Annotated in this window: 25 protein-coding genes and 1 pseudogene; 11 read left to right on the forward strand and 15 right to left on the reverse strand. The window is 64.0% G+C overall.

What is annotated here, in order from left to right; all coding sequences use genetic code 11:
- Positions 1-323: 323 nt before the first annotated feature.
- Entirely contained in the window at positions 324-1139 is an 816-nt protein-coding gene (locus FJ492_RS22260; RefSeq protein WP_140510889.1) for a thioredoxin family protein, read from the forward strand.
- A gap of 55 nt (positions 1140-1194) precedes the next feature.
- Here FJ492_RS22260 and FJ492_RS22265 read toward each other — a convergent pair whose 3' ends face one another.
- The 6 genes and pseudogenes from FJ492_RS22265 to FJ492_RS22290 all read right to left on the reverse strand — a co-directional run bounded on the left by FJ492_RS22265 (position 1195) and on the right by FJ492_RS22290 (position 7159).
- Positions 1195-2580 carry an FAD-binding oxidoreductase gene (locus tag FJ492_RS22265; protein WP_140718512.1) on the reverse strand — a complete coding sequence of 462 codons (1386 nt, stop codon included), beginning with the start codon at positions 2578-2580 and terminating at the stop codon, positions 1195-1197.
- A gap of 22 nt (positions 2581-2602) precedes the next feature.
- Positions 2603-3714: pseudogene (locus FJ492_RS22270) on the reverse strand (ABC transporter ATP-binding protein).
- Positions 3711-4508, reverse strand: a complete 798-nt coding sequence (locus FJ492_RS22275; protein WP_140718511.1) for an ABC transporter permease — start codon at positions 4506-4508, stop codon at positions 3711-3713. Before FJ492_RS22275 ends, FJ492_RS22270 begins: the two are co-directional and overlap by 4 nt.
- Complete coding sequence (locus tag FJ492_RS22280; protein ID WP_140510896.1) at positions 4508-5371, reverse strand: ABC transporter permease; 864 nt, start codon at positions 5369-5371, stop codon at positions 4508-4510. The genes FJ492_RS22275 and FJ492_RS22280 overlap by 1 nt, the downstream gene beginning before the upstream one ends.
- Positions 5372-5393: 22 nt before the next feature.
- Positions 5394-6464: a PotD/PotF family extracellular solute-binding protein gene (locus tag FJ492_RS22285; RefSeq protein WP_181166723.1), complete on the reverse strand. Its 1071-nt coding sequence runs from the start codon at positions 6462-6464 to the stop codon at positions 5394-5396.
- A 35-nt stretch (positions 6465-6499) separates the two neighbouring features.
- A complete protein-coding gene (locus FJ492_RS22290) occupies positions 6500-7159 on the reverse strand; it encodes an XRE family transcriptional regulator (RefSeq protein ID WP_140718509.1) in 660 nt (219 codons plus the stop codon).
- A 519-nt stretch (positions 7160-7678) separates the two neighbouring features.
- On the opposite strand from FJ492_RS22290, the gene FJ492_RS22295 reads away from it, so the two are divergent.
- The gene (locus tag FJ492_RS22295; protein WP_140510902.1) at positions 7679-8065 is read left to right on the forward strand and encodes a DUF2794 domain-containing protein; all 387 of its coding nucleotides are present in this window, start codon (positions 7679-7681) and stop codon (positions 8063-8065) included.
- 125 nt (positions 8066-8190) lie between these two features.
- Here the strand turns inward: FJ492_RS22295 and FJ492_RS22300 are convergent, their stop codons facing one another.
- From FJ492_RS22300 to FJ492_RS22315, 4 genes are all read right to left on the reverse strand, one after another.
- Positions 8191-8769: a GNAT family N-acetyltransferase gene (locus FJ492_RS22300; RefSeq protein ID WP_140718508.1), complete on the reverse strand. Its 579-nt coding sequence runs from the start codon at positions 8767-8769 to the stop codon at positions 8191-8193.
- A 105-nt stretch (positions 8770-8874) separates the two neighbouring features.
- Positions 8875-9648: a Bax inhibitor-1/YccA family protein gene (locus FJ492_RS22305; RefSeq protein WP_140510906.1), complete on the reverse strand. Its 774-nt coding sequence runs from the start codon at positions 9646-9648 to the stop codon at positions 8875-8877.
- A 231-nt stretch (positions 9649-9879) separates the two neighbouring features.
- Entirely contained in the window at positions 9880-12429 is a 2550-nt protein-coding gene (locus FJ492_RS22310; RefSeq protein ID WP_140718507.1) for an ABC transporter permease, read from the reverse strand.
- Complete coding sequence (locus tag FJ492_RS22315) at positions 12429-13124, reverse strand: ABC transporter ATP-binding protein (RefSeq protein WP_140718506.1); 696 nt, start codon at positions 13122-13124, stop codon at positions 12429-12431. The genes FJ492_RS22310 and FJ492_RS22315 overlap by 1 nt, the downstream gene beginning before the upstream one ends.
- An 85-nt stretch (positions 13125-13209) precedes the next feature.
- Here FJ492_RS22315 and FJ492_RS22320 point away from each other — a divergent pair, with 85 nt between their 5' ends.
- Together FJ492_RS22320 and thpR are read left to right on the forward strand one after the other, a co-directional pair.
- Positions 13210-13854 carry an arylesterase gene (locus tag FJ492_RS22320; RefSeq protein ID WP_140772308.1) on the forward strand — a complete coding sequence of 215 codons (645 nt, stop codon included), beginning with the start codon at positions 13210-13212 and terminating at the stop codon, positions 13852-13854.
- Positions 13855-13983: 129 nt separating this feature from the next.
- Positions 13984-14580, forward strand: a complete 597-nt coding sequence (gene thpR, locus FJ492_RS22325) for an RNA 2',3'-cyclic phosphodiesterase (protein WP_140510914.1) — start codon at positions 13984-13986, stop codon at positions 14578-14580.
- On the opposite strand, the gene FJ492_RS22330 is transcribed toward thpR, so the two are convergent.
- Entirely contained in the window at positions 14484-15002 is a 519-nt protein-coding gene (locus FJ492_RS22330; RefSeq protein ID WP_140510916.1) for a low molecular weight protein-tyrosine-phosphatase, read from the reverse strand. The two genes, thpR and FJ492_RS22330, sit on opposite strands and share 97 nt — an antisense overlap.
- Before the next feature lie 50 nt (positions 15003-15052).
- On the opposite strand from FJ492_RS22330, the gene FJ492_RS22335 reads away from it, so the two are divergent.
- The 3 genes from FJ492_RS22335 (at position 15053) to FJ492_RS22345 (ending at position 16640) form a co-directional block, all read left to right on the forward strand.
- Positions 15053-15349: a 4a-hydroxytetrahydrobiopterin dehydratase gene (locus FJ492_RS22335; RefSeq protein ID WP_140510918.1), complete on the forward strand. Its 297-nt coding sequence runs from the start codon at positions 15053-15055 to the stop codon at positions 15347-15349.
- 139 nt (positions 15350-15488) lie between these two features.
- A complete protein-coding gene (locus FJ492_RS22340) occupies positions 15489-15851 on the forward strand; it encodes a YkvA family protein (RefSeq protein ID WP_027146206.1) in 363 nt (120 codons plus the stop codon).
- 285 nt (positions 15852-16136) lie between these two features.
- Positions 16137-16640 carry an invasion associated locus B family protein gene (locus FJ492_RS22345; protein WP_140510920.1) on the forward strand — a complete coding sequence of 168 codons (504 nt, stop codon included), beginning with the start codon at positions 16137-16139 and terminating at the stop codon, positions 16638-16640.
- 54 nt (positions 16641-16694) lie between these two features.
- On the opposite strand, the gene FJ492_RS22350 is transcribed toward FJ492_RS22345, so the two are convergent.
- Together FJ492_RS22350 and FJ492_RS22355 are read right to left on the reverse strand one after the other, a co-directional pair.
- Entirely contained in the window at positions 16695-18050 is a 1356-nt protein-coding gene (locus tag FJ492_RS22350) for a chloride channel protein (RefSeq protein WP_140772310.1), read from the reverse strand.
- A gap of 199 nt (positions 18051-18249) precedes the next feature.
- Positions 18250-18549 carry a hypothetical protein gene (locus tag FJ492_RS22355; RefSeq protein ID WP_140510494.1) on the reverse strand — a complete coding sequence of 100 codons (300 nt, stop codon included), beginning with the start codon at positions 18547-18549 and terminating at the stop codon, positions 18250-18252.
- Positions 18550-18793: 244 nt separating this feature from the next.
- Here FJ492_RS22355 and rlmN point away from each other — a divergent pair, with 244 nt between their 5' ends.
- Genes rlmN through FJ492_RS22370 form a run of 3 tightly spaced genes read left to right on the forward strand, consistent with a single transcriptional unit; the run spans position 18794 to position 20954 of the window.
- Positions 18794-20029 carry a 23S rRNA (adenine(2503)-C(2))-methyltransferase RlmN gene (rlmN, locus tag FJ492_RS22360; protein WP_140718502.1) on the forward strand — a complete coding sequence of 412 codons (1236 nt, stop codon included), beginning with the start codon at positions 18794-18796 and terminating at the stop codon, positions 20027-20029.
- Positions 20026-20472: a hypothetical protein gene (locus tag FJ492_RS22365; protein WP_140510497.1), complete on the forward strand. Its 447-nt coding sequence runs from the start codon at positions 20026-20028 to the stop codon at positions 20470-20472. The genes rlmN and FJ492_RS22365 overlap by 4 nt, the downstream gene beginning before the upstream one ends.
- On the forward strand, positions 20472-20954 hold the full coding sequence (locus FJ492_RS22370; RefSeq protein ID WP_140510499.1) for a hypothetical protein: 483 nt from the start codon (positions 20472-20474) through the stop codon (positions 20952-20954). The genes FJ492_RS22365 and FJ492_RS22370 overlap by 1 nt, the downstream gene beginning before the upstream one ends.
- Here FJ492_RS22370 and FJ492_RS22375 read toward each other — a convergent pair.
- Entirely contained in the window at positions 20926-21567 is a 642-nt protein-coding gene (locus FJ492_RS22375; RefSeq protein WP_140718501.1) for a LysE family translocator, read from the reverse strand. The two genes, FJ492_RS22370 and FJ492_RS22375, sit on opposite strands and share 29 nt — an antisense overlap.
- Before the next feature lie 192 nt (positions 21568-21759).
- Between FJ492_RS22375 and FJ492_RS22380 the strand changes: the two genes are divergently transcribed.
- Positions 21760-22983: an argininosuccinate synthase gene (locus FJ492_RS22380; protein WP_140718500.1), complete on the forward strand. Its 1224-nt coding sequence runs from the start codon at positions 21760-21762 to the stop codon at positions 22981-22983.
- Between the two features lie 372 nt (positions 22984-23355).
- On the opposite strand, the gene FJ492_RS22390 is transcribed toward FJ492_RS22380, so the two are convergent.
- Positions 23356-24153: a lytic transglycosylase domain-containing protein gene (locus FJ492_RS22390; RefSeq protein WP_140718499.1), complete on the reverse strand. Its 798-nt coding sequence runs from the start codon at positions 24151-24153 to the stop codon at positions 23356-23358.
- Between the last annotated feature and the right edge of the window lie 100 nt (positions 24154-24253).

Here is a 24253-nt window from a genome sequence, read left to right on the forward strand (position 1 = left end):
ACTCCCCTACTCCCCTCCCGCACGCCCCACAGTCCTGCAGCGATGAAGGCAGGGTTCGTCAAAGCACTGACCGGCCCGGACCAAAGTCCAGGGCCGGTTCGATCGCAATAGAGATCGGCGGGGGTGAGGAGAACCTGCCACATAGGGATGATGCCGCCGCCGGATCGAACCACACCGTGAAATGCAGTGGCTTCTCCTATTGCGGCCTTACCTCACGATTGCAGCGATAAAATTTCACCGCAACGTGACTTCCCGTTGACTTCCCGTTCTGCCACATATTTCGGCCAAGCAGAACAAAGCCGGCATCACCGGCGGGAATTGGAATGGTCATGGCCTCGCGACGATCATTATGGCTGGCAGCCTTCGCGCTGGCCTTTTCGGTTTTTGCCGGTGCTGGCCAAGGCAGCGAGCCCGAAACAGTCCAGGCCGAAAAATCCCAGCCCGACCGGCCGCTTGGTGTGGTCGAACTGTTCACCAGCCAGGGCTGCAGTTCCTGCCCGCCGGCGGACGCGTTCTTCGCCGAACTCGCCACCAGGCAAGACCTTGTCGCGCTCGCTTACCACGTCGACTACTGGGATTATCTCGGCTGGAAGGACACGCTGAGCCACAAGGAAAACACCGAGCGGCAATATGACTACATGCGCTATTTCAGCAGCCGTTCCGTCTATACGCCGCAGGCCGTCCTGAACGGCCGCATGCATGTCAACGGCGCCAATCGCGGCGAGGTCGATGGCGCGCTTGCCCGCATGGCCCGTGCCGGCGAAGGCATGCGTGTGCCCGTCAAGGTCAGCCGCACCGGCGACCGTGTCATCATCGACACCGGCGATGCCGGCGCCGGCCCGAACGACGCCCATGTCGTCATCGTCTATTTCGACGCACCGCAGACGGTCAAGATCGGCCAGGGCGAGAACTCTGGCCGCAAGATGACCTATTGGAACGCGGTCACCGGCATCCAGACCGCCGGCATGTGGCACGGCAAGGCGCAGCGCTACGAATTGCCGCTGAGCGAGATCACCAAGAAGGGCGGCTGCGCCGTGCTTTTGCAATCGGTCGGCAAGGATGGCCTCCCGGGTCCCATCCTGGGCGCGGCTTTCATCCACAAGCCCGGATCCGAGACCTCCATTGATCGAAACCTGTAGCGTCACGGGTTCGGCGCAATTCCAGACGCAAACCGTTACACATCTTCGAATGGTTTCAATGTCCGGTCAGGCGATCGGCAAAGGCCGCAAGGCGTGAGGTACGGCCCAAGCCGTTTGCTTCACGCCGGTCGGCGATGCGATAGAGCTGGTACATGGTATGCACGCCGAGCCAGCGCAGCGGTTCCGGTTCCCATTTCTTGACCGTGCGGTTGACCCAGGGCAGCCGGGTCAGTTCGGTGTCGTGGCCGAGCACCAGGTCGCGCAAGGTGCGGCCCGACAGGTTGGAACTCGACACGCCTAGCCCGACATAGCCGCCGGCCCAGCCGATGCCGCTCTCACGGTCGAAACCCGAAGTCGTGCACCAGTCGCGCGGCACACCGAGCGTGCCGCACCAGGCATGGTCAAGGCGCACGCCTTTGGTCTGCGGCAACAGCTTGATCAGCACCTCGTGCAACTGGTCGATGGTTGCCTGCTGGGTCCGGCCGCGCACATCGGTGCGCGAGCCGAAGCGATAGGGCACGCCGCGGCCGCCCATGGCGATGCGGCCTTCGCGCGTGCGCTGAGCGTAGCAATAGGTGTGCGCGGCGTCGCCCAGCACCTCGTAACCATTCCAGCCGATCGCGTCCCAGAGTTCCTGCGGCAGCTTCTCGGTCACCACGATGGCGCTGTTCAGCGGCAGCCAGAGACGCTCATAGCCGGGAATGCCCGCCGTGAACCCCTCGGTGGCGCGGATGATCTTTTGCGCCCGCACGATACCTCTGGTGGTGGTGACCTTCCCCTTCTCGATCGCCAGCACCTGCGTCTGCTCGTAGATCGGCACGCCGAGCCGCGCGACCGCGGCCGCCAGACCCTGGACCAGCTTGGCCGGCTGCACACGCGTGACGTTGCGCACGACCAAGGCGCCCAGCACCTTGTCGATGGCGATGCGCTGGCGCGCCTCCCGCGCGTCGAGGAAGGCCAGCCGCTCCGGCGGCATCTCCCAGCCCAGCAGCTCCTCGTATTCTGCCCTGGCGCGCTGTAGTTGCGCGGCGTTGGTGGCGACGGTGATGTTGTCGACACGGCGGATATCGGCATCGATGCCCTCGGCTTCCGTCACCGCGATCACCTCATCGACCGTGCCGAACATGGCGCGTTGCATGTCGATCACGGCGCCGCGCGACGAGGTTTTTGCGTATTTCTCGCGCGACCAGCTGAAACCGCCCGACAGCCAGCCGCCATTGCGGCCCGAGGCGCCGAAGCCGGCGAACTCCTTTTCGACGATGGCGACGCGCAGCGCAGGCTGTGCCTTCTTCAAATAGTAGGCGGTCCACAGGCCGGTGTAGCCGGCGCCGACGACGCAGACATCGGCCTCGATGTCGCCGGGCAAGGGCGGCCGATAAGCGGGAACGCCGCCGATATCGGCATACCAGAACGACACGTCGCCATTATGCTTGGCTTGCATTTTTTGAAATCCGTTCCGAAATTCAGGTAAGCGTCAGGTCGGCCTTGTCGTCGTCGGCGAGCAGCTTCACGTCGGCGCCGGCGAACAGCACGTCAACCTCGTCTCCGATGGCAAAACTGTCTGCTTCCAGGGTCGAGCGCACGATGGCTTTGGAGCCGTCGGCCAGATCGACCTCGTATTTGGAGCCGGAGCCGAGATAGATCGCTTCGCCTATGCGCCCCGTGAGCCGGTTGCGGCCATCGCCGCCGGCACCACGGCGGGCAAGCGCCAGCTTTTCGGGCCGCAGCAGCATGACCGGCCTGCCGCCATTGCGAGACGCTTGGCTGTCGCTACCTTCTGGCCCGCAATGTCGATCGCCGTCTCCCCGCCGGAGGTGGCGGCGGCCCCGCGCAGCACGGTGGAATCGCCGATGAATTTGCCGACGAACAGCGTCGCCGGCTCGTCATACAGCTCGCGCCCGGTGCCGATCTGTTCGATGCGGCCCCGGTTGAACACGGCTATGCGGTCCGACAGAACCAGCGCCTCTTCCTGGTCGTGCGTCACATAGACGAAGGTGGTGCCGAGTTCGCGGTGGATGCGCTTGATTTCGAGCTGCAGCCATTCGCGCAGTTTCTTGTCGAGCGCGCCGAGCGGCTCGTCCATCAACAGCAGCGGCGGATCGAAGACGATGGCGCGCGCCAGCGCCACGCGCTGCTGCTGGCCGCCCGAAAGTTCGCTGGGAAAGCGGTGGCCGAAATCCGCCATCTTGACCATGTCGAGCGCTTGGCGCACGCGGCGTTCGCGCTCGGCTCCGGCCACACCGCGCAGGGCGAGCGGATAGGCCACGTTGCGGCTCACGGTCATGTGCGGGAACAGCGCGTAATGCTGGAACACCACGCCGATGTTGCGCTTGTGCGCCGGGACGCCGACGACGCTCTTGCCGCCCACTTCCAGCGCGCCCGAACTGGCCTCGGTGAAACCGGCAACGACATTGAGCGTCGTCGTCTTGCCGGAGCCGCTCGGCCCGAGCAGCGTCATGAACTCGCCGGCCTTGATGTGCAGCGATACGCCGTCCAGCGCCTTGAAGCTGCCATAGGCCTTGCTGATCGACTTGAGATCGATCGCCGCGCCCCTGCTCTCTTGCCCCGGATTCATTGGCGTCCTTTCCGCTCACGGCCAAGAAGAAGCATGCCGCTGCCGATCAGGATCGTGGTGGCAAACAACAGGATCGTGCCGACGGCCGCTACCGTGGGGTCGGCGTCGCGCGTGATGGAAGCGAAGATCTGCACCGGCAATGTCTTGAGGTAGGGATTGGTGATGAACAGCGACACGACAATCTCGTCGAAGGAGGTGGCAAAGGCGAACAGCAGCCCTGACAGCACGCCGGGCGCAATCAACGGCAGCGTCACCGTGCGGAACGTGGTGAGCGCGTTCGCGCCCAGGCTCGCCGCGGCCGTCTCGAGGCGCCTGTCGAACACTTCGAGATTGGCCGAGACGGCAATCAGCACGAAGGGCAGCGCAAGGATGGTGTGGGCGAGCACGAAGCCGAGCAGCGTGCCGACAAGCCGCGTATCGAGATAGACAGCGTAGATGCCGATGGCCAGCACCACGCCGGGCACGACCATCGGTGTCAACATCAGCATGCGCAGCAGGTTTGCCGGCCGCGCTTTCATGCAGTCGAGACCGAAGGCTGCAAGCGTGCCGAGCACCGTTGCCAGCACCGCGACGATCGAGGCGACCTTCAGCGAATTCAGGAAGCTGTTCGACCAATCGGGGTTGGTGACAAAATTCTGGTACCACTGCCAGGAGAAGCCCTGCGGCGGAAACGCCAGCGACTTGTTCTCGTTGAACGACATCGGCACCACCACCAGCGTCGGCGCCACCAGCCATATGGCCACCAGCAGGCAGACAAGACCCAGGACGACGCGCGTGAGCGGCTTCATCTCCATCAGCGCCGCTCCGCTTCCCGGTACCGGGATCGCATCACCGGCGCGGCAAGCGCCAGCAGCACGAAGGTCGTGACCAGCAGCACCACGCCCATCGCGCCGCCCCTGCCCCATTGCAGCAGACTGAGCACCTGCGTCTGCACCAGGGTGGACAGCATGGTCGAACGAGGACCGCCGAGCAGAGCCGGTGTGATGTAGAAGCCGAGCGCCAGGATGAAGACGATGATCGCCCCGGCATAGACGCCCGGCAGCGACAGCGGCAGGTAGATGGTGAAGAAGGCGCGGGACGGTCGGGCGCCAAGACTTTGCGCGGCGCGCATCAGCCTGAGGTCGATGCCTTTCATGACCGAATAGAGCGGCAGGATCATGAAGGGCAAAAGAACCTGCGCCATGCCGATGACCACGCCCGTCTGGGTACGGATCAGCCTGACGCCGCCGAGCCCGAGCGACCGCAGGATCGAGTTGATGACCCCTGAATCCTGGAGCAGGATCACCCACGACAGGGTGCGCACCACGCCGCTCACCCAAAACGGGATCAGCACACACAGCATCAGCACCAGCCGAACGCGCGGCCCGACCGCGGTCATCAGATAAGCGTAGGGATAGGCCGAGACCACGCACACCAGCGTGACCCACATCGAAATGACGAAGGTCCGCTGGAGCACGGTGAGATTGATGGGCATGCTGAAGAACCAGATATAGTTCTGCAGGCCCCACTCCGGCTCCGACAGGCTGCGCAGGATGATGGTGAGCAGCGGATAGCCGATCACCGCCAGGAGCAGGACCAGCGCCGGCAGCGCGAGCGCGTACGGCCGCCATGCCCGGCGCCTTTCGGCAGCAGGAATGGTTGGCTTGGACGCGCTCACGGTCTGTATTCCCGTCAGCCGGTCAGTTGCCGGCCATCAGCGCCGACCACTTCTCCTGCGCCACCGCGAAGTTCGGCACCCAGAACTTGAAATTCTGTTTGTAGCCCTGCTTCTGGCGTTCAGGCGTGTTGGTCAGGTAGGCGGATACGGAAGCGTCGACCTTGGGCTGCGCGTCGTTGTTGATCGGCGTGTAGGAGGTCTTCTCCGCCAATATTTCCTGGGCATGCTTGCCGAGATAGGCATTGAGCAACGCGTAGGATGCATCCGTATCCTTGACGCCGACCGGGATCGTCATCTGATCCATCACCACCAGCCAGTCCTGCCAGGCGGGTGCATATTTGGCACCGTTCTTGACTGCCGTCATGGCGCGGCCCGTCCACATCATCAGCATGTCGGCCTCGCCGGATTCGGCGAGCTGCTGCGATTCGGCGCCGGTCTTCCAGAAAATGGTGTCGGGGCCGAGCTTGCGGACCACATCGATGGCCTTGTCGATGTCGGCCACCGTCATCGCCTTCGGGTCGCCGCCGGCGACCTTGAACGCCTGTTCCAGCAAACCGCCGGTCGGGCTGCCGGAGCCGTCGATCCCACGCACGCCTGGGAATCTTTGGGTATCGAAGAAGTCGGCCCAGCTCTTGGGCGGATTATCCCCGTACTTTTCCTTGTTGTACATCAGCACGACACCGTAGTTCATCGCCGGCACCGAGCATTCGCCGACTTGACCTTCCGGGATTTTCGAGACGTCGAGCTTCGTCAGATCGAGCTTCTGGAACAGCTTGCCGCAATATACATAGGGCGGCAGGTCGTCGGTATCGACGACGTCCCAGGTGACATTGCCCGACTCGACCTGCGCCTGCAGTTTGGCGATCTCCGTCGGGCCGTCATTGAGCAGCTTGACGCCGGATTTGTCGACGAACTCCTTGAGCGCGGCCACCTGGCCGTCCTGGTAGATTCCGCCATAGGACACGAAGGTCAGCGTCTTGCCCTTCAGCGAGCCTTCAGCCACCTCTCCCGCCACCGGCTTGGATTGTGCGAGCGCGGCGGTAGCAGCCATAAGCACGGCGACGCACGCCGCATGTCCAAATCTCAGTCTCATGATCAACTCTCCCATTGCTGAACTCGCATTTGTTTTCATTCACCCGGATGCGAGCGGTTTCCGGGCCTGTATTGATCGAGTTCAAGCGCGCCGGCGGTTGGCGGCGCGATGATCCACAGCACCTCAGCCGGCGTGTCGCCGACATTGACCGTGCGATGCGGCACCGATGTTGCGTATTCGACACTGTCGCCTTCGCGCATCACATGGCGCTCGTCGGCAAGCGTCAGCTCGACCGTCCCCTTGAGCACCATGAACATTTCGTGTTCGCCGCTATGGACATAGGTCTCGTCGCCGGTCGACCCGCCGACCTCGAAATGTCCGGCATAGACCTCGAACTGGTGGATCGGCCGCCGCGACAGGAGCATCTTGCGGCCTTGCACGCCGACCGGAACGACCGGCCGCTCCTCGCGCCGCAGCACCTTGTGCAGGGGGCGGGCATTGTCCTCGAACAGATCGTTGATGCCGAGGTCGAGAGCGGCGGCGATCTTGAGCAGCGTGCCGGTGTTGGCGCCGCACAGATTGCGCTCGAGCTGGCTGATGAAGCTCGCCGTCGTGCCGGCCATGTCTGCGAGTTGGCGCAGCGAGACGCGCCGCGCCGTGCGCAATGCCTTGATGCGAGGGCCGACGCCGCCGGTCTCTGGCGCGACCGTCCCACCATTCACCTGTTTTGCCGTGGAGTCCGATGCGCCTGGCATTGCCGTCTCCGTTTCACTTAACACCCTATTAAGTGAGGCGGCAAATGGCAAGCACGTCGGCGGATTGAGTCGATATGGCCGCCTCGGGGCTTTACGCCGAGTTCCACGGGTCGCCTTAGTTGCGTAAAAAGGTGCAAAAACGAAAAAACCGACGTCAGCTTGCTTCTGACGCCGGTCATTTAGGTTTTGGGATCGTCGCACCTGGCGCTTTTCCATGGAAAAGGCCGAGGTTGGTTCGATCCGACGCAGACCCGTGGGCGGGGGGCTTGGGGTTTACGAGCCGGTGCCGGACCGAACCGTCTCAGGCAACGCCGGTAAATTCGTCGGACATTGGGGCATGAGCGCGGATAAAAAAAGGCAGAAATGTGGCGAAGCATCACCAATTCCAACATGCGTTTCACAAACGTGACTGGACGCGACGGAAACGGCTCGCCGCCGGCTTCGCTTCGCCGGCTCTTGCAATTGGGTTGCGAAGGGGCCAACTTTGGTTGGCAAAGATTCATTTTGAAGGATCGAGGCATGACTGATGACGGCGGCGGGATGGGGGATGGAGACGCATCCGCAATATTGATCCCGCTACACGAGGCGCGACGTGAACGCCTCGACCAGCCGGTCCGCTTCGACCGGCGTGAACTGGACCAGATCCTGAGGCTCTATGGACGCATGGTCGCCGCCAATGAATGGCGCGACTACGCCATCGATCATCTCGCCGACCGCGCTGTCTTTTCCGTTTTTCGTCGCGCCAGCGAAGTACCGCTGTTCCAGATCGTCAAGGATCCGAAACTGGCGCGCAAGCAGGGCGCCTTCGCCGTCATCGCGGCGGGCGGGCGCATCCTCAAACGCGGCCAGGAGCTTGGCCGCGTGCTTGGCGTCTTCGACAGCAAGCTGAAGCTGGTCCAGGTTTGAACGAGGAATTGAGGAATTGAGGAATTGAGGAATTGAGGAATTGAGGAATTGAGGAATTGAGGAATAAAACACTCGGCGTCTGACGTAAGCGCCATTTTTCTTTCATTCTTCAGTTCCTCAATTCCTCAATTCTTCAATTCCCCCTTCCGGAATTTCCGCTCCGGCAACGAATCCGGATCGGGTGGCACCGATGCCCCGCCGTTCAGCGATAGCTGCATGAACACCGTGTCCAGCCAGCGCCCATGCTTGTAGCCGGAGCCTTCGAGGCGGCCGGAATGGCGAAAGCCGAGCTTCTCGTGCAGCCTGACCGAGGCGCTGTGGGCGTGGCCATCGCCGATGACCGCGACGATCTGGCGAAAGCCTGCCGCCTGCACCGCCGCAACCAGGCTTTGCATCAGCTTGAGGCCGACGCCCTGACCCTTGGCATTGGGCGCGACATAGACCGAATCCTCGACGATGAAGCGATAGGCCGGGCGCGGCCGGAAGGGGCCGGCATAGGCATAGCCGAGCACGGCGCCGTCCTTCTCGGCCACCAGATAGGGAAAGCCGCCGGCCGCGAGCGTGGCGAATCGCGTCCCCATCTCGGCGCGGCTGGGCGGCTCCAGTTCATAGCTCGCCGTGCCGTTGGTCACCGCGTCGGCATAGATTTCCGTGATTATGTCGAGGTCGATCGGGGTTGCCGGCCTGATCACGATATTGCTCATTCTCAATGCAGCCCTCTTATGTGCCCTCGACAACAGCAGAGGCCCACATAAAAGAAAAGGGCGGCCATTGGGCCGCCCTTCCAAGAGTTGATGGTCCAATACCGCTTAGCGGCGGTCGCCCATGAACTGGAGCAGGAACATGAACAGGTTGATGAAGTCGAGGTAGAGCGACAGCGCGCCCATGATGGCCTTGCGGCCGGCGACATCGGATGCGTCGCCCTCGAAATACATCTCCTTGATCTTCTGCGTGTCGTAAGCGGTGAGGCCGGCGAACACCAGCACGCCGATCGCCGAGACGGCGAAGGTCAGCGCCGACGACTGCAGGAAGATGTTGATCACCGACGCGATGATAATGCCGAACACGCCCATGATCAGGAACGAGCCCATCGCCGACAGGTCGCGCTTGGTGGTGTAGCCGAACAGCGACAGCGCGCCGAAAGCGGCGGCGGTGGCGAAGAAGGTCTGCGAGATGCTTGCCGTGGTGTAGACCAGGAAGATCGACGACAGCGACAGGCCGACCAGGCCGGCATAGACCCAGAAGGTCGTCTGCGCGGCGGCGACGCTCATCGACTGAATCCTGAACGACAGGAAGAACACGGCGGCCAGCGGCGCCAGCATGACAACCCAGCGCAGCGGCGAACCGAAGATCGCATAGCCGAACGAGGTCAGCATCTCGCCGCTCGGCAGCGTCGCGACGGCCGAGGCCGGGTCGGCGGTGGTGGCCAGCATGATCGTGCCGATGGCGGCAAGGCCGGTGATGAGCAAGCCAAGCCCCATCAGATTGTAGACCTTGATCATGTACGCGCGCAGACCCTGGTCGATGTCGGCGCGGACGCCGGGCACCGCCGACGTCTGATAATTGCGAATGGGATCAGCCATTGGAAATCCTCTGTTGCTTCTGCCCCGTCCGGTGTCGGGCCTCTTGCGGACCCAGGCGCCGCTGGCGGGGCTCCAGCATGCCTGCGCCGAAATATGATGGTTATTCGCGTCGAGAACAAGACCGTAACCTGTTGTAACGGTTCGTGACAGGCTAAAAATGCCGCTCCGCCGGCCGTTTTAGACGGCATTCTTACAAAGATTTAACCCGGGCAGGCGGCGCAAGGCGGCGAATCAGAGGTTTCGCAGCACGGGCGCCGCTTTGTGGCCAAGCACCCGCCAGGTGCCGGCAAGGCCGATGCCGACCGTGATCACCAGCGAAAAGGCAATCGTGGCGACCGCGACTTCCGGCATAAAATGCGACGGCAAGGTCATGATGCGCGCGACGACGAACAAGGCTGCGGCGCTGCCTGCGGCAAGCGCGAAGATCGCGGTGGCGAGCCCGATCAGCATGTATTCCAGCGAGAAGGCCGTTATAAGCGTGGTGCGCGTCGCGCCCAGCGTCTTCAGCACCACCGCGTCGTGGATGCGCGCCCGATTGCCGGCGGCAAGCGCGCCGGCAAGCACCAGGACCGAGGCAATCAGCGCCACGCCGGCCGCCGCCCGGATCGCCGTGCCGAGCTGGCCGACCAACCGGTTGACGATGTCGAGCGCGTCCTTGACCCGCACCGTCGTCACCGCCGGGAAAGCGCGGGTCACGGCATTGAGGACGCGCGCGTCGTCGGCGCTCGAAGCACTCTTTTCGGTGAGCGTCGCGATCCAGCCATGCGGGGCGCCAGCGAATGTGTTGGGCGAGAACACCATGACGAAATTGATGCCCATCGTCTCCCATTCGACCTGGCGGAAATTGGCGATCCGCGCCGTGACGTTGCGGCCGAGCACATTGACGGTGACGGTGTCGCCGAGCTTCAGCCCGATTTCCTTGCCCTCCTTGTCGGAAAACGAAACCAGCGGCTCGCCGGCATAATTGTCCGGCCACCATTTGCCCTCGGTCAGCGTCGCGTTTTCCGGCTGCCTGATATCATAGGTCAGGCCGCGATCTCCCTTCAGCACCCAGGCGCCTTCGGCCGGCACGTTGACCTTGTCGACATCGACGTCGTTGAGCGCCATCACCCGGCCCCGCAGCATCGGCACCTTGGCCAGCGTTCCCTGCGGCGCCTCCTTTGCGATCAGCGATGAGAAGGCATCGACTTCGCTGCCCTGGATGTCGACGAAGAAGAAGTTCGGCGCCCGCTCCGACAGGTTGCCGGAGATCTGGCGCCGGAGATTCCCGTCGATCAGCGCCAGCGTCACCAGGAGAGTCAGTCCAAGCCCCAGCGACAACACCACCGACGGCGTCAGCGCGCCGGGCCTGTGGATGTTGCCGATGGCGAGCCTGAGCGCGACAAAGCGCACGCGCGGGCTTTTCCTGGCTGCCCATTGCACCAGTCCGCCAACGAGACGCAGCACCAGGAAAGCAAAAATCGTGGCGCCGACGAAGATCGAGGCGATGCGCTGGTCGCCCGAAAACAGGATCGCCAGCGCCGCCAGGAAAAGCACGATGCCGAGCGCGCAAACGACATAGACGGGGCGCGGCAGTCCGCGGCCTTCCAGCCCCATCTCCCGGAACAGCGCGGTCGCCGGCACGTCACGGGCGCGGCCGAGCGGCAGCAGCGCGAAGGCGAGCGTCACAAGCAGGCCGAACAGCGCCGCCATGGCGAGCGCGCCGGGATAGAAGCCGCCTTGCGCCGGCACCGGAATGACGGACTGCAGGGCGGCACTTGCGACAAACGGCATCAGCGCGCCCAGCACCAGGCCGGCGCCGATGCCGAGCAGGGCGATGATCAGGATCTGCACGAGGTAGACGGCAAAGACGAAGCCGCCGGACGCCCCCAGGCTCTTGAAGGTGGCGATGACGCCGCGCTTGCCGTCGAGATAGGCCCGCACCGCATTGGCGACGCCGACGCCGCCGACCACCAGCGCGGTAAGCCCGACCAGCGTCAGGAATTGCGAGAAGCGTTCGATGTTGGAAGACAGCGCCGGTGCTGCGTTGCTGCGCGTGCGGATCGACCAGCCGGCCTCCGGGAAATCCTTGGTCGCCTGGTCCTGGACGGCCTTGAGCCGCGCCTCGTCGGCACCGGCGGGCAGCCGGACCTTGTAGGCGTTCTCGACCAGGCTGCCCGGCTGGATCAGCCCGCTGGCCGCGAGGCCCTCGGTCGAGATCATCAGCCTTGGCGCGAAGCCGAACCCGTCGGAAACAGCGTCGGGCTCGCTCACCAGCTTGGCGCGCAGTTCGAAGATGGCGGTGCCGAGTTTCAGCCGGTCGCCGATCTTGAGATGCAGCCGTTCGAACAAGAGGTCGGGTGCAGCGGCGCCGAAAACGCTGAACTGCCCGCCGAACAGTTCCTGCTTCGTCAGCGCCGGTTCGGTTTCCAGCGCGCCATAGAGCGGATAGGCCTCGTCGACCGCCTTGGCCTCGACCAGCGCCTGGTCGGATCCGTCGGCCAGGCGCGCCATCGAGCGCATGCCTGCGGTATGCGAAACGACGCCCAGCCCGTCGAGAAAGCCAAGCTCAGCCTGGTTGGCGTCGCGCTGGTTGATCTGGAAGCGAAGGTCGCCCCCGAGCAGCGTCTGGCCCTGATCGGCGACACCGGCGGTAATGGAGCGGGCCACCGAATTGACGCCGCCGATGGCCGCGACGCCGAGCGCTATGCAGGCGAGGAAAATAAGGAAGCCGGACAGGCCGCCACGCATCTCGCGCACAGAGAAGCGGATCGCAAGCTTCAAGGTCCGCGCCAGCGGCATCAGGCGGTGACCTTGACCGGCGCCGGCGCTTCGATCCGCCCGGAGCGCATCGATACCTGGCGCGAGCAGCGCGCCGCGAGCGCCGGATCATGGGTGACCAGCACCAGCGTCATGCCGCGCTCGGCGGCCTTCGCGAATAGAAGATCGGCGACCTGCCGCCCCGTCGCCTGGTCGAGATTGCCGGTCGGCTCGTCGGCGATCAGGATGCGCGGCGACGGTGCCAGCGCCCGGGCGATCGCCACGCGCTGCTGCTCGCCACCCGAGAGTTCGCCGGGGTAATGGGTGACGCGGTCGCTAAGGCCCACGGCCGCCAGTTCCCGCTCCGCCACCGAAAACGGATCGGCGTGGCCGGCCAGTTCCAGCGGCACCGCGACATTTTCGAGCGCGGTCATGTTGGGGATCAGGTGGAAGGACTGGAACACGATGCCAATGTTTCGGCCACGAAACGAAGCGGTCTGATCCTCGGTTTTGTCGTTGAGCAGCTCGCCGGCGATTCGTACCGTACCCGAGTCGACCCGCTCCAGCCCGGCCAGCACCATCAGCAATGTCGACTTGCCGGACCCCGACGGACCGACGATGCCCGTCGCCTCGCCGCGCGCCACTTCGAGGCTGACGCCCTTCAGCACATGGACGGAGGAAGCCCCTTCGCCGAGTGTCAGGGATACGTCTTTCAGCGCGATGACGGCTTCTGTCAAAATGAAAGCGTCCTATATGGAAAGGGAGGCTCTGCCTGTCGGAAGCCATCGCCGGAAGAATTCTCTGTCATATGGGGCCTGCCGCATGTCTTTCAAACGCCGCTTTGCCGCAGGCCTGATCGTTTTCCTCGCCATTTGCGGCGCCATTTCGTCGGCGCGCGCCGAGCCATTCAAGATCGTCGGCTTCGGTGACAGCCTGATGGCGGGGTTCGGTCTTGGGCCGGGTGAGGGCTTTACCGACAAATTGCAGGCCGCCCTTCGCGCCAGGGGCCATGACGTCGCCGTCGCCGATGCCGGGGTGTCGGGCGATACCTCCAGCGGCGGCCTGGCGCGGCTCGATTGGTCGGTGCCGGACGGGACGCAGCTTGTCATCCTCGAACTCGGCGCCAACGACATGCTGCGCGGCGTTTCACCCGACATCACCCGGAAGAACCTTGACGCGATGCTGGGCAAGCTCAAAGGGCGCAAGATCGCCGTGCTCCTGGCCGGCATGCGCGCCGCGCCCAATCTCGGCGCCGACTACCAGAGCGCCTTCGACGCCGTCTTTCCGGAACTCGCCGCGAAATACGGCGTTACGCTGTATCCGTTCTTTCTCGACGGCGTCGCCGGCCAGCCCAGTTTGCAACTCGGAGACGGCCTGCATCCGAACGCCAGAGGGGTCGATCAGATGGTCGAGCGCATCCTGCCGACGGTGGAGAAGGCCATCGCGGCGGTGCCGGGAGATTCATAACGTCCGATAAAGCCGCTTTCCGTTGGGGAAACGTTTAGCGAAGGTCTGCGACCAACAAACCACTTGCTCCATTTGATTATCGATGATTCGCTAGGGATGACAGTTCGATTCGAGGAAGGGAGGCTCTTCATGCCGCGTCTTTTCACCGCCCTCGAAATTCCGCGTGATGCCGCCCTTTCGCTGTCCCTGCTCCGGGGCGGCCTGCCCGGGGCCCGCTGGATCGACGTCGAAAATTACCATCTGACGCTGCGCTTCATCGGCGATGTCGAAGGCCATGTCGCCGACGAGATCGCCAATGCGCTCGACCGGGTGCAGCGACCGTCCTTCTCGCTGGCCCTGTCGGGTGTCGGCGCTTTCGGCCAGAAGAAGCCGCATGCGGTGTGGGCGGGCGCTTCCCCCTCGCCCGATCTGGCCGCCCTTCAGGCCGAGATCGAGCGCATTTGCCAACGGCTCGGCATTCCCGCCGATCCGCGCAAGTTCATGCCGCATGTGACGCTGGCGCGCCTGCGCAATTCGAGCCCGCTCGACGTCGCCCAATATCTGTCGGCGCGCGGCAATTTCTCGACGCTGCCGTTCCGCATCGGCCGCTTCGTCCTGATGTCGTCGCGTGATTCGGTCGGCGGCGGCCCTTATGTCGTCGAGGAAGCCTGGCCGCTGTCCGGCGTCGATACGCGCGCCGCAAGCCGTGTCGCCAGCGCCTCCGACGCCTCGCGGATCATGCGATAAACCGAAGCAAACGCTTCCCGGTCCCCATAATAGGGGTCCGGCACATCGCGTGGCCTTCCCTCGGCGAAGTCCAGGAACAGGTGGATGCGATCGCGCACTGCCGCCGGCGCCAGCGCCTTCAGGTCGTGGACGTTGGACCGGTCCATGCCGAAGATCAGGTCGAAGCGGTGAAAATCCTCCGGCACGATCTTGCGCGCCCGCTGCCGCGAGATGTCGATGCCGTGGCGCGACGCGATCGCAATCGAGCGCGGATCGGGAGCGGAGCCGACCTCCCAGCCACCGGTCGCGGCCGAATCGAGCACGATATCCCCGCCATATCCGCGCTCCGAAAGCACGGCGCGAAGGACGCCTTCCGCCAGCGGCGATCGACAGATGTTGCCGAGACAGACGAAAAGAATGGAATTTATGGGCTTCGCTATCATGGATCCGGCGCTATGCTGGCTACTCCAGCGCAATAGCACGGGAAGCGGACATGACGAGAGAGAAACTGGGCAGGGAAGCCGCCGAAGCAGCGCTTGCGGCGCTTGACGGCTGGGCGCTGGCAAAGGACGGCGCCTCGATCGCCCGCACCTTCACCTTCAAGAATTTCTCCGAAGCCTTCGCCTTCATGACCCGTGTCGCGCTGGCCGCCGAGAAGATGGACCATCATCCCGACTGGTCGAATGTCTACAAGACCGTCGACGTGACGTTGAACACGCATGACGCCGGCGGCGTCACGGCGCTCGATATCGAACTGGCCAAGAAGATGAACCGCTATTTCGGCGGCTGAGCGCGGACTGGCCATGCTCACGGGCCCGGCGCGGACCCGCCAAATCGGCGCCCGCATCTTGCAGCCGGGTTCGGCTTTCACCACATTTTGATCCGCGGGCATGCGCCAGTATGGGCATGGGACCCGCCGGGAGAGATTGATGGCGCAAGAATCCGGTTTTGACTTCTTCGGCTTTGGCGACAGACTGGGCGGCGAGGGCGAAGTGCGCGAAAAGTTCTGGCGCACTGCCAAGAAGGCCGCGCGGCAGATTCCGTTCATGGAAGACGTCGTCGCCGCCTATTACTGCGCCATGGACAAGAAAACGCCGCTGCGCGCCAAGGGCATATTGGTGGCCGCGCTCGGCTACTTCGTCCTGCCGGTCGACCTCATCCCCGACTTCATCTTCGGCCTCGGCTTCACCGACGACATCGCCGTGCTGACCGCCGCGATCACCGCCGTCAGCGCCCATATCACGCCGGCGCACCGGCAGGCCGCCAAGGACGCCATCGCCGACAAGGGCTAAAGTCCCGCCCGCCGAACCCGCCACGTCGGCTCAGCCCCTGGACAGGGGCGTTCAGCGGCGGGTCAAAAGTCAAACTCTTGCCGTTTTCGTGGCCTCCAAGTCGCCAAAGGGACGCCGTGCCGGCCGCTGACAAGGCGGCGGCGCGGAAATGGCGGCGGTTTCCTGGGGTGAAGGTCCTTTTCTCTTGGGAACTTCACCGTTTGGTAACCCAGATTAAATCAAAATGAAGCGACGGCAGGACGCCACGCGGCCCGCCTCCGCACCATTTGGAATACGGGAAAAACGATGCGCGGATTGATTGCACTAGTTTCGAGCCTGGTCCTGGCGGCCTCGGTAGCGCCGGCGCTGGCGCAGCAGGCGACCAAGATCGGCCAGCACAATGCCTGGGGCACCTACAGTTACCAGGCGTCGGGCGGCAAGGTCTGCTACGTGCTGACCGTGCCGACCGACAAGCAGCCGCCGACGCTCGACCATGGCGACATGTTCTTCTTCGTCAGCCAGCGGCCCGGCCAACAGGTATCCTATGAGCCGCAGTTCATCGCCGGCTACAATTTCCAGGAAGGCTCCAAGGCCACCGTCACCATCGACAAGAAGAGCTTCTCGATGTTCACGCGCGGAAAATCGGCCTGGGTCGAGAACGCCGCCGAGGAACCGGTGCTGATCGCGGCGATGAAGACCGGCACCGACATGAAGGTGTCGGCGAAGTCGGGCCGCGGCAATCCCACGAATTATGTCTTTTCGCTGAAGGGCATTTCGGCGGCGCTGTCCTCGATCGCCAAGTGCAAATAGGCTATCTTCGTTTTTGAACCAAAGGCCGGGCCGCAACCCCGGCCTTTTGCTTTTTCAGCCGTGGCCTGATTCCGGTGCGGCTTCCGCCCGCCGCCGCCGGATCGCTTCGGCGATGAAGACCCGCGACAGGGCGTGATAGAGCGGCTCGTGCGAAATCAGGCGCGCCGTGCCGTAACCCAGCATCGAGGCCAGCATCAGGCCGATGACATTGTCGTGATTGCCGGTCATTTCGAGGATGATGACGAAGGCCGTCATCGGCGCCTGTACCACGCCGGCGAAATAGCCGGCCATGCCGAGCAGCGCCGCGACGCCGGCGCCGCTGCCGAACACCAGGCCGAGCGAACTGCCGATACCGGCGCCGACCGCCAGCGAGGGCGCGAAGATGCCCCCGGGTATGCCTGAAATCATCGACAGCAGCCCGGCCGCGAATTTCTCGGCGAAGAAGAACCAGGGCAGCGGCGTGCCTTCGACCGCGCTGCGCGCCTGCGCGTAGCCGGTGCCGAAGGTCAGCCCGCCCGACGCGATGCCGATCACCGCCACCACCAGTCCGCAGACCGCCGCCACCAGCAGCGCGCGCCACAGCGGCTGCAGTGCGCTCCAGCGCCGGATACGCCGCGTCGCCTTCAACGCCAGCAACGAGAACAAGGCGCCAAAGCCGCCGCCGATGACGCCGCAGGCGATCACCAGCGGCCAGTCGACGGCAAACGAGATCGTCTCCTTGGACAGGCCGAAATAGGTGTAGTTGCCGAGCACGCCGAGCGAGGCGAGGCCGGCCAGGATGACCGCCGTCAGCACCAGCCCGTTGGTGCGCGCCTCATAGGTGCGGCCCATTTCCTCGATGGCAAAGACGATGCCGGCAAGCGGCGTGTTGAAGGCGGCGGCGATGCCGGCGGCCGATCCCGCCAGGATCAGGCCCCGCGCCTGCGCCATGCCGCCCCAGCGCGCCGCCTGCAGCATCAGCGACGCGCCGACCTGCACGGTCGGCCCCTCGCGGCCGATGGACGCACCGCAGAACAGGCCGACAAGGGTGAGCGCTATCTTGCCCGCCACCAGCCTGAGCGACAGGATATGGCTGCGGTCGTCGTCGTCGCGCAGGTGCCGGGCGGCGATCGCTTGCGGAATGCCGCTGCCTTGCGAGCCCGGAAAGAAGGCGTGCGCCAGCCACGCGCACAGGACAAAGCCGAGCGGCGTGATCGCCAGTGGCAGATAGAAGCGCCAGCCGCCATCATTGCCGATCACCACATGAAACAGCGCCTGTGCCTTGTCGGCCAGCACGGCAAACAACACGCTGATCAGGCCGATCGAGATCGCACCGGCCCAGAACACCAGGCGCGGCTGCCAGACGCGGCGCGAGGCCCACATGGCGCGCGAACGCCGCAGCATGGGATGTCTTCGCGATTGGCCGGCCATGTCTGTCCTCGCGGGGAAAACCCAGCCCTAACACAGGCATGACACCGATCAAGCAAGAGTCTGACGATCGGCCGGGATCAACGGGCCGCGGTGTTGGGCGTCCGCTCGTGAGGATGATCCAGAGAGCGCCTCCGTCAATCGAAGTGAAAGCTCCGCGACCCGCCGACCTCCAGGCCGGCGGGCAATCGTTGCGAGATCGTCACATGGCCATTTTTTCACATTCGGCCTGGGCCTTCTTGGTCGACGTGTCGATCATATACGCCTTGCCCTTGGCGTCGGTCATTATCATCATGCAGTGCTTGATCGGCTTGGCCATCTTCATCATATCGGCGCCCATCTTCGCGTCCGGCATCATGGTGCCCATGTGCCCGTCCGGCATGATCGCCGTTACTTGCCCACCTTTCATCATGGTCATGGTGCCCATCGTGTCCTCGGCGAACGCCTGCGAGGCGCACAGGGCGGCGAGGCCGGCAATGACGGCGAGCTTGATCGATTTCATTCCGCATACTCCCATTGTGCAGGGGCACAGTTGCCCCACTCTGGGTTCGCGGATGGCGCGCCGGCCGTTACGCTGACACGAATATGTGATCGATCGCGCACTGGGGGAGCACCACTGCCCGGCGGCGGGACAGGCCGCCCGATCGCCCGCGGCATGACTCTGCCGCCAAGCTGTGCTATGCGCCCCGCTTGAGATCAGGCACGATGGATGAAATCGGCCGTAAACCGCTTATATCTGTGCAACCATGACCCTTTCACTCGACCTCACCGCCGAAGGTGCCCGTGACGCCTTGCGTACCCGCGCCATGCCGGCCGAAAAACCGTCGCTGATTGGCCTGACACGGGCCGAGCTCGCGGAGGCCCTGGTCGCTGCAGGCATCGTGCCGGAGCGTCAGGCAAAAATGCGCGCACAGCAGCTCTGGCACTGGATGTATGTACGCGGCGTTTCCGACTTCGCCGGCATGTTCAACATCTCCAAGGACCTACGCGCCGAGCTCGACAGGCATTTCACCGTCGCCCGGCCCGAGATTGTAGAGGAGCAGATTTCCGCCGACGGCACGCGAAAGTGGCTGTTCCGCTTTCCGCCGCGCGGCGCCGGCCGGCCGGTCGAGATCGAAACCGTCTATATCCCCGAGGAAGGCCGCGGCACGCTCTGCATCTCCTCGCAGGTCGGCTGCACGCTGACCTGCTCGTTCTGCCACACCGGCACGCAGAAGCTGGTGCGCAATTTGACGGCTGAGGAAATCCTCGCCCAGTTGCTCACCGCCCGCGACCGGCTTGGCGACTTCCCCGACCGCGGCACGCCGGATGGCGCCATCGTGCCCGCCGAGGGCCGGAAAGTATCCAACGTCGTCATGATGGGCATGGGCGAGCCGCTCTATAATTTCGAGGCGGTCAAGAAGGCGCTGCTGATCGCCTCCGACGGCGACGGACTTTCCCTGTCGAAGCGCCGCATCACGCTGTCGACCTCCGGCGTCGTGCCGGAGATTTTCCGCACCGGCGAGGAGATCGGCGTCATGCTGGCGATCTCGCTGCATGCCACCAATGACGACCTGCGCGACCTCTTGGTGCCGATCAACAAGAAGTATCCGCTCAAGGAGCTGATCGCCGCCTGCCGCGCCTATCCCGGCCTGTCCAACGCTAGGCGCATCACCTTCGAATATGTGATGCTGAAGGACGTCAACGATTCCATCGAGGACGCCAAGGGGCTGATCAAGCTGCTCAAGGGCATTCCGGCCAAGATCAACCTGATCCCGTTCAACCCGTGGCCTGGCACCAACTACCAGTGCTCGGACTGGGAGACGATCGAGAAGTTCGCCGACTATATCAACAATGCCGGCTATGCCTCGCCGATCCGCACGCCGCGCGGCCGCGACATCCTGGCCGCCTGCGGCCAGCTGAAGTCGGAATCGGAGCGCATGCGCAAGGTCGACCGGCTGGCGCTGGAAGCCATGATGATCGCGGGGCACGGCGAGGTGTGAGCCGTCTCGTCGCCTGCTCGAAGCGCTTCGCCATCATAACAGTCGGCTACGTCGCCGCTGTGCTCACCTCCATCCTGGTGCCGGTGCTGCTGATCGTTCTTCTGGCCGGGATCGAGGACGGCAACTGGTCGATCATTTTCACATTCGACTGGCTGGCCTCCTTCCCGCTCGCCGTGTTGACCGTGGCGATCTGCGCGCTGCTGATCGTCGGCCCAGCGATCTTCGTCGCCGAACGGCTGGCGCTGCGAGGATGGTTCTACTTTGCCGTCACGGGCGCGGTCACGTCGATCGCCTTCGGTGTTTTTGTCCCAGGCTCCGCCGGCGGCTTCGTTTTCAATCCGGGCTTCCTCGGTTTTCTGGCCGCGGCCGGTATTGCCGCCGGCTGGGTCTACTGGCTTCTGGCTGGACACAAGTCCGGTCATCTCACGGGCCGTGATCCCTGATGAACCGTCTCGTCGCCTATATCGTGCGCTTCGCCGTCATCCTATTCGGCTACACCATCGCCTCGCTGGCGGCGAGCGCCTTCCTCAACATCCTGTTCCTGGCCTCGCTCGGTTACGCGCCGGCGCAAGCCCATCCGGCGGCGACGGCATCGCTCTATTTTTCAATTCCTTTCGTCGCCCTGTTTGTCGCTTATTTCGGCTTCATGCCGGCCGCGGTCGTCATCCTGATTGCCGAAATCCTCGGCCGGCGCGACTGGCTGTTCTACGCGCTGGCGGGCGCGCTGGTGTCGGGGGTTTTCCTGGGCCTCGTCGACAATATCCGCGATTCCGCTTTTGCCGTCACCGAGACCAGCGCGATCATGGCGGTGCTCGGTGGTGGCATGGTCGGCGGCATCTTCTATTGGCTCAGCGCCGGCCGCTGGGCCGGAAGCTGGTGGAAGGACGAGAAAGCTCCTACTTCGCCTGGGCCGTCAGGATCTTGAGCGCGAAGGCCGAGAACACGCCGGCGAAGAGATAGTCGACCACCCGCGTCACGCGTGGGCTGGCCTTCATCGCCGCCGAGAATTTTTCCGCCGCCAGCACCATGGGTGCCGTCACCGGGATCGACAGCACAATGAACATGGAGCCAAGGAAGAACAGCTTCCCGGGCGCATTCGGATCGTGCGCGGACACGAATTGCGGCAGGAAGGTCATGAAGAACAGGATGATCTTCGGATTGAGCAAGTTGACGCCAAGCCCCGCGGCCCAACTGCGCAGCAGCGAGATCTGCGGGCCCGTCTTCTTTTCCGGCGAAAAGGCCGAGCCCTTGGCGATCGCCTGCCAGGCCAGGAAGACGAGATAGCCGGCGCCAAAGATCTTCAGCACGAAGAAAGCCATAGGCGAGGCGACGATCAGCGCCGAGACGCCGACCACCACCAGCGTGGTGTGGATCAGCGTGCCGCACAGCGCGCCGGCCATCGAGGCAAAGCCGGTGGCCCGACCCTGGCTCAGCGTGCGCGACACGAACAGCGTCATGTCAGGGCCTGGCGTGATCGCCAGGATCACGGTGGCGATGGCGAACTGGACCAGCGTGGCGGTGTCGGGAATGAAGGACATGGGCAGGCCTTTGGGTTGGGGACGTCAGGCTATAGAGGATGCCGCCCCTTCTTGCCAGCGGCCGAACGGCAAGCGTGCTGATCCAGCCCTGCTCGATCCTGGGTCACCCACCTGCCTCGTGTTCATCCCTTGCGCAGCCTGGAAGCGGCGTGATACCTCGCGCGCCTAGAACTCCTGTCGTGGAACTGCCAAATGTCCAAGATCAAAGACGTCAAGAAGGTCGTGCTCGCTTATTCCGGCGGCCTCGACACATCCATCATCCTGAAATGGCTACAGACCGAACTCGGCGCCGAAGTCGTGACCTTCACCGCCGATCTCGGCCAGGGCGGCGAGCTGGAGCCGGCGCGCCGCAAGGCCGAGATGATGGGCATCAAGGACATCCGCGTCGTCGACGTGCGCGAGGAATTCGTATCCGACTTCGTCTTCCCGATGTTCCGCGCCAACACCGTCTATGAAGGCACCTATCTGCTGGGAACCTCGATCGCACGGCCGCTGATTTCCAAGCACCTGGTCGAGATCGCCAGGGAGACCGGCGCCGACGCGATTGCCCATGGCGCCACCGGCAAGGGCAACGACCAGGTTCGCTTCGAGCTTTCCGCCTACGCGCTCAACCCCGACATCAAGGTCATCGCGCCGTGGCGCGACTGGTCGTTCAAGTCGCGCACCGACCTGATGAACTTCGCCGAACAGCACCAGATCCCGGTGCCGAAGGACAAGAAGGGCGATGCGCCGTTCTCGGTCGACGCAAATCTGCTGCACTCCTCGTCCGAGGGCAAGGTGCTGGAGGATCCATGGGTGGAACCGCCGGAATTCGTGCATCAGCGCACCGTGTCGCCAATGGACGCGCCGGATGCCGTCACCGAGATCGAGATCGAGTTCCTGAAGGGCGACCCGGTCGCTCTCAACGGCAAGAAACTGTCGCCGGCGACCATGCTGGCCGCCCTCAACGATCTCGGCCGTGATAATGGCATCGGCCGGCTCGACCTTGTCGAGAACCGTTTCGTCGGCATGAAATCGCGGGGCGTGTATGAGACGCCCGGCGGCGCCATCCTGATCGTGGCCCATCGCGCCATCGAATCGATCACGCTCGACCGCGGTGCCGCGCACCTCAAGGACGAGTTCATGCCGCGCTATGCCGAGCTCATCTACAACGGCTTCTGGTTCTCGCCCGAGCGCCTGATGCTGCAGGCGATGATCGACAAGAGCCAGGAAGACGTCGAAGGCATGGTGCGGCTGAAGCTCTACAAGGGCAATGTCATGGTCACCGGCCGCAAGTCTGGGAAGACGCTCTATTCCGACGCGCTGGTCACCTTCGAGGATGACCGTGGCGCCTACGACCAGAAGGACGCTGCCGGCTTCATCCGCCTCAATGCGCTGAGGCTGCGGACATTGGCCGCGCGCAACCGCAACAGCTAGACGGAATGCGCTGTCCCGGTCGATGCCTGGTGCCGCTGGGCGGCAGGAACCGCGTCCCGCCAACTCGTTAATTGTCGATGTTGGCGCCGCCCCTCATTGCCCTGCCGGGCATTTCTCCCCGTATAGTGACGGGGAGAAAAACGCCATAATCAACGCTTTCGTCAATCGCCAGCGCTGCAGAACGAGCGCCAACATCGCCGCAAATCCCTTCTCCCCGTCACTATACGGGGAGAAGGTGCCGGCAGGCGGATGAGGGGCAGCGCAAACGCTCGAAGAGAGCCCGTGACCGGGCTCGCCATCGAGATGTTGCTTAGACACAACTCCTGACGGAAATCGTTTCACACCTTCCCTGGAATTGTTGAGAGATTTCGATCAGTCGGCGTCGATCGCGGTGGCGATGCGGGCGATGGCCTGCTGATAGACGCTTGCGGAATTCCAGCCGGCGATCGCGCCTATATTCGACTGCGCGCTGGCGCCAGCCCGCCAGCCGTGACCCTTGAGGAAGTTGGCGGTGGAGGCCAAAGCGGTGGCCTTGTCGCGCAGGTTTCCGCTGCCGACCGCATATTTCAGGACGTTTCCGGGCAGGAACTGCGTGTGGCCGATCTCACCATGCATGGCGCCGACCGACGAGGCGGTCAACGCGCCGCGATCAACCAGCTTCAGGGCCGCGATGGCGTGCGGGTGAAAATAGTCGGGGCGGCGGCAATCATAGGCAAGCGTCAAAATGGCGGAGACCGTGTTCTGGTTGCCCATCGAGGCGCCGAAGCCGGTCTCCATGCCCCAGATGGCGAGCAGCACGCCCGGCGACACGCCGTAGTTCTGTTCGATCTGGTTGAACAGCGCCGCGTTCGACTTCTTCAGCGAACGGCCCTTGGAAATAATAGCGGACCCGCCACGGCGCTTCATGAAATCGTCCACCGAGCCGCTGAACGCCTTGTGGATAGCGCGGTCGGCGGAGATGGTCCTTGTTGCATAGGTCGCGCCGGCCAGAGCGGCCAGCCCCCTCGACCCGACACCTTCGGACTTGGCCTCGGCGGCGAAATCCTGTTTCCAGGCATCGAAGCCGGCGCCGGTCTTGCCGCAGCTGGCCGCCGCTTGCGCGCCCGTTGCCAGCCCCAGCACCGCCACCACCGCGGCTGCTAAAATCCTACCCTTGGCAAGAAATGCCATGTTGTTCTCCTGGTTGCCTGATTCACGTCCCGATTGCGAATTTGCCAGCGAAAGGCACATTTGTCACCGTCTGTGGCGCGATGCTGGCGAATGCCGGGGA

Origin of the sequence: Mesorhizobium sp. B2-5-4 (assembly GCF_006441095.1) — a bacterium.
Lineage (GTDB): Bacteria > Pseudomonadota > Alphaproteobacteria > Rhizobiales > Rhizobiaceae > Mesorhizobium > Mesorhizobium salmacidum.

Bases quoted from the DNA above. Each gene is read 5' to 3' on its own strand.
- FJ492_RS22260 (WP_140510889.1), top strand. From the start codon at position 324: ATGGTCATGGCCTCGCGACGATCATTATGGCTGGCAGCCTTCGCGCTG.
- FJ492_RS22390 (WP_140718499.1), bottom strand. From the start codon at position 24,153: ATGGCATTTCTTGCCAAGGGTAGGATTTTAGCAGCCGCGGTGGTGGCG.
- FJ492_RS22295 (WP_140510902.1), top strand. From the start codon at position 7,679: ATGACTGATGACGGCGGCGGGATGGGGGATGGAGACGCATCCGCAATA.
- FJ492_RS22375 (WP_140718501.1), bottom strand. From the start codon at position 21,567: ATGTCCTTCATTCCCGACACCGCCACGCTGGTCCAGTTCGCCATCGCC.
- FJ492_RS22330 (WP_140510916.1), bottom strand. From the start codon at position 15,002: ATGATAGCGAAGCCCATAAATTCCATTCTTTTCGTCTGTCTCGGCAAC.
- thpR (WP_140510914.1), top strand. From the start codon at position 13,984: ATGCCGCGTCTTTTCACCGCCCTCGAAATTCCGCGTGATGCCGCCCTT.
- FJ492_RS22350 (WP_140772310.1), bottom strand. From the start codon at position 18,050: ATGGCCGGCCAATCGCGAAGACATCCCATGCTGCGGCGTTCGCGCGCC.
- FJ492_RS22310 (WP_140718507.1), bottom strand. From the start codon at position 12,429: ATGCCGCTGGCGCGGACCTTGAAGCTTGCGATCCGCTTCTCTGTGCGC.
- FJ492_RS22290 (WP_140718509.1), bottom strand. From the start codon at position 7,159: ATGCCAGGCGCATCGGACTCCACGGCAAAACAGGTGAATGGTGGGACG.
- FJ492_RS22275 (WP_140718511.1), bottom strand. From the start codon at position 4,508: ATGGAGATGAAGCCGCTCACGCGCGTCGTCCTGGGTCTTGTCTGCCTG.
- FJ492_RS22335 (WP_140510918.1), top strand. From the start codon at position 15,053: ATGACGAGAGAGAAACTGGGCAGGGAAGCCGCCGAAGCAGCGCTTGCG.
- FJ492_RS22305 (WP_140510906.1), bottom strand. From the start codon at position 9,648: ATGGCTGATCCCATTCGCAATTATCAGACGTCGGCGGTGCCCGGCGTC.
- FJ492_RS22320 (WP_140772308.1), top strand. From the start codon at position 13,210: ATGTCTTTCAAACGCCGCTTTGCCGCAGGCCTGATCGTTTTCCTCGCC.
- FJ492_RS22300 (WP_140718508.1), bottom strand. From the start codon at position 8,769: ATGAGCAATATCGTGATCAGGCCGGCAACCCCGATCGACCTCGACATA.
- FJ492_RS22355 (WP_140510494.1), bottom strand. From the start codon at position 18,549: ATGAAATCGATCAAGCTCGCCGTCATTGCCGGCCTCGCCGCCCTGTGC.
- FJ492_RS22265 (WP_140718512.1), bottom strand. From the start codon at position 2,580: ATGCAAGCCAAGCATAATGGCGACGTGTCGTTCTGGTATGCCGATATC.
- FJ492_RS22345 (WP_140510920.1), top strand. From the start codon at position 16,137: ATGCGCGGATTGATTGCACTAGTTTCGAGCCTGGTCCTGGCGGCCTCG.
- FJ492_RS22340 (WP_027146206.1), top strand. From the start codon at position 15,489: ATGGCGCAAGAATCCGGTTTTGACTTCTTCGGCTTTGGCGACAGACTG.
- rlmN (WP_140718502.1), top strand. From the start codon at position 18,794: ATGACCCTTTCACTCGACCTCACCGCCGAAGGTGCCCGTGACGCCTTG.
- FJ492_RS22285 (WP_181166723.1), bottom strand. From the start codon at position 6,464: ATGAGACTGAGATTTGGACATGCGGCGTGCGTCGCCGTGCTTATGGCT.
- FJ492_RS22380 (WP_140718500.1), top strand. From the start codon at position 21,760: ATGTCCAAGATCAAAGACGTCAAGAAGGTCGTGCTCGCTTATTCCGGC.
- FJ492_RS22370 (WP_140510499.1), top strand. From the start codon at position 20,472: ATGAACCGTCTCGTCGCCTATATCGTGCGCTTCGCCGTCATCCTATTC.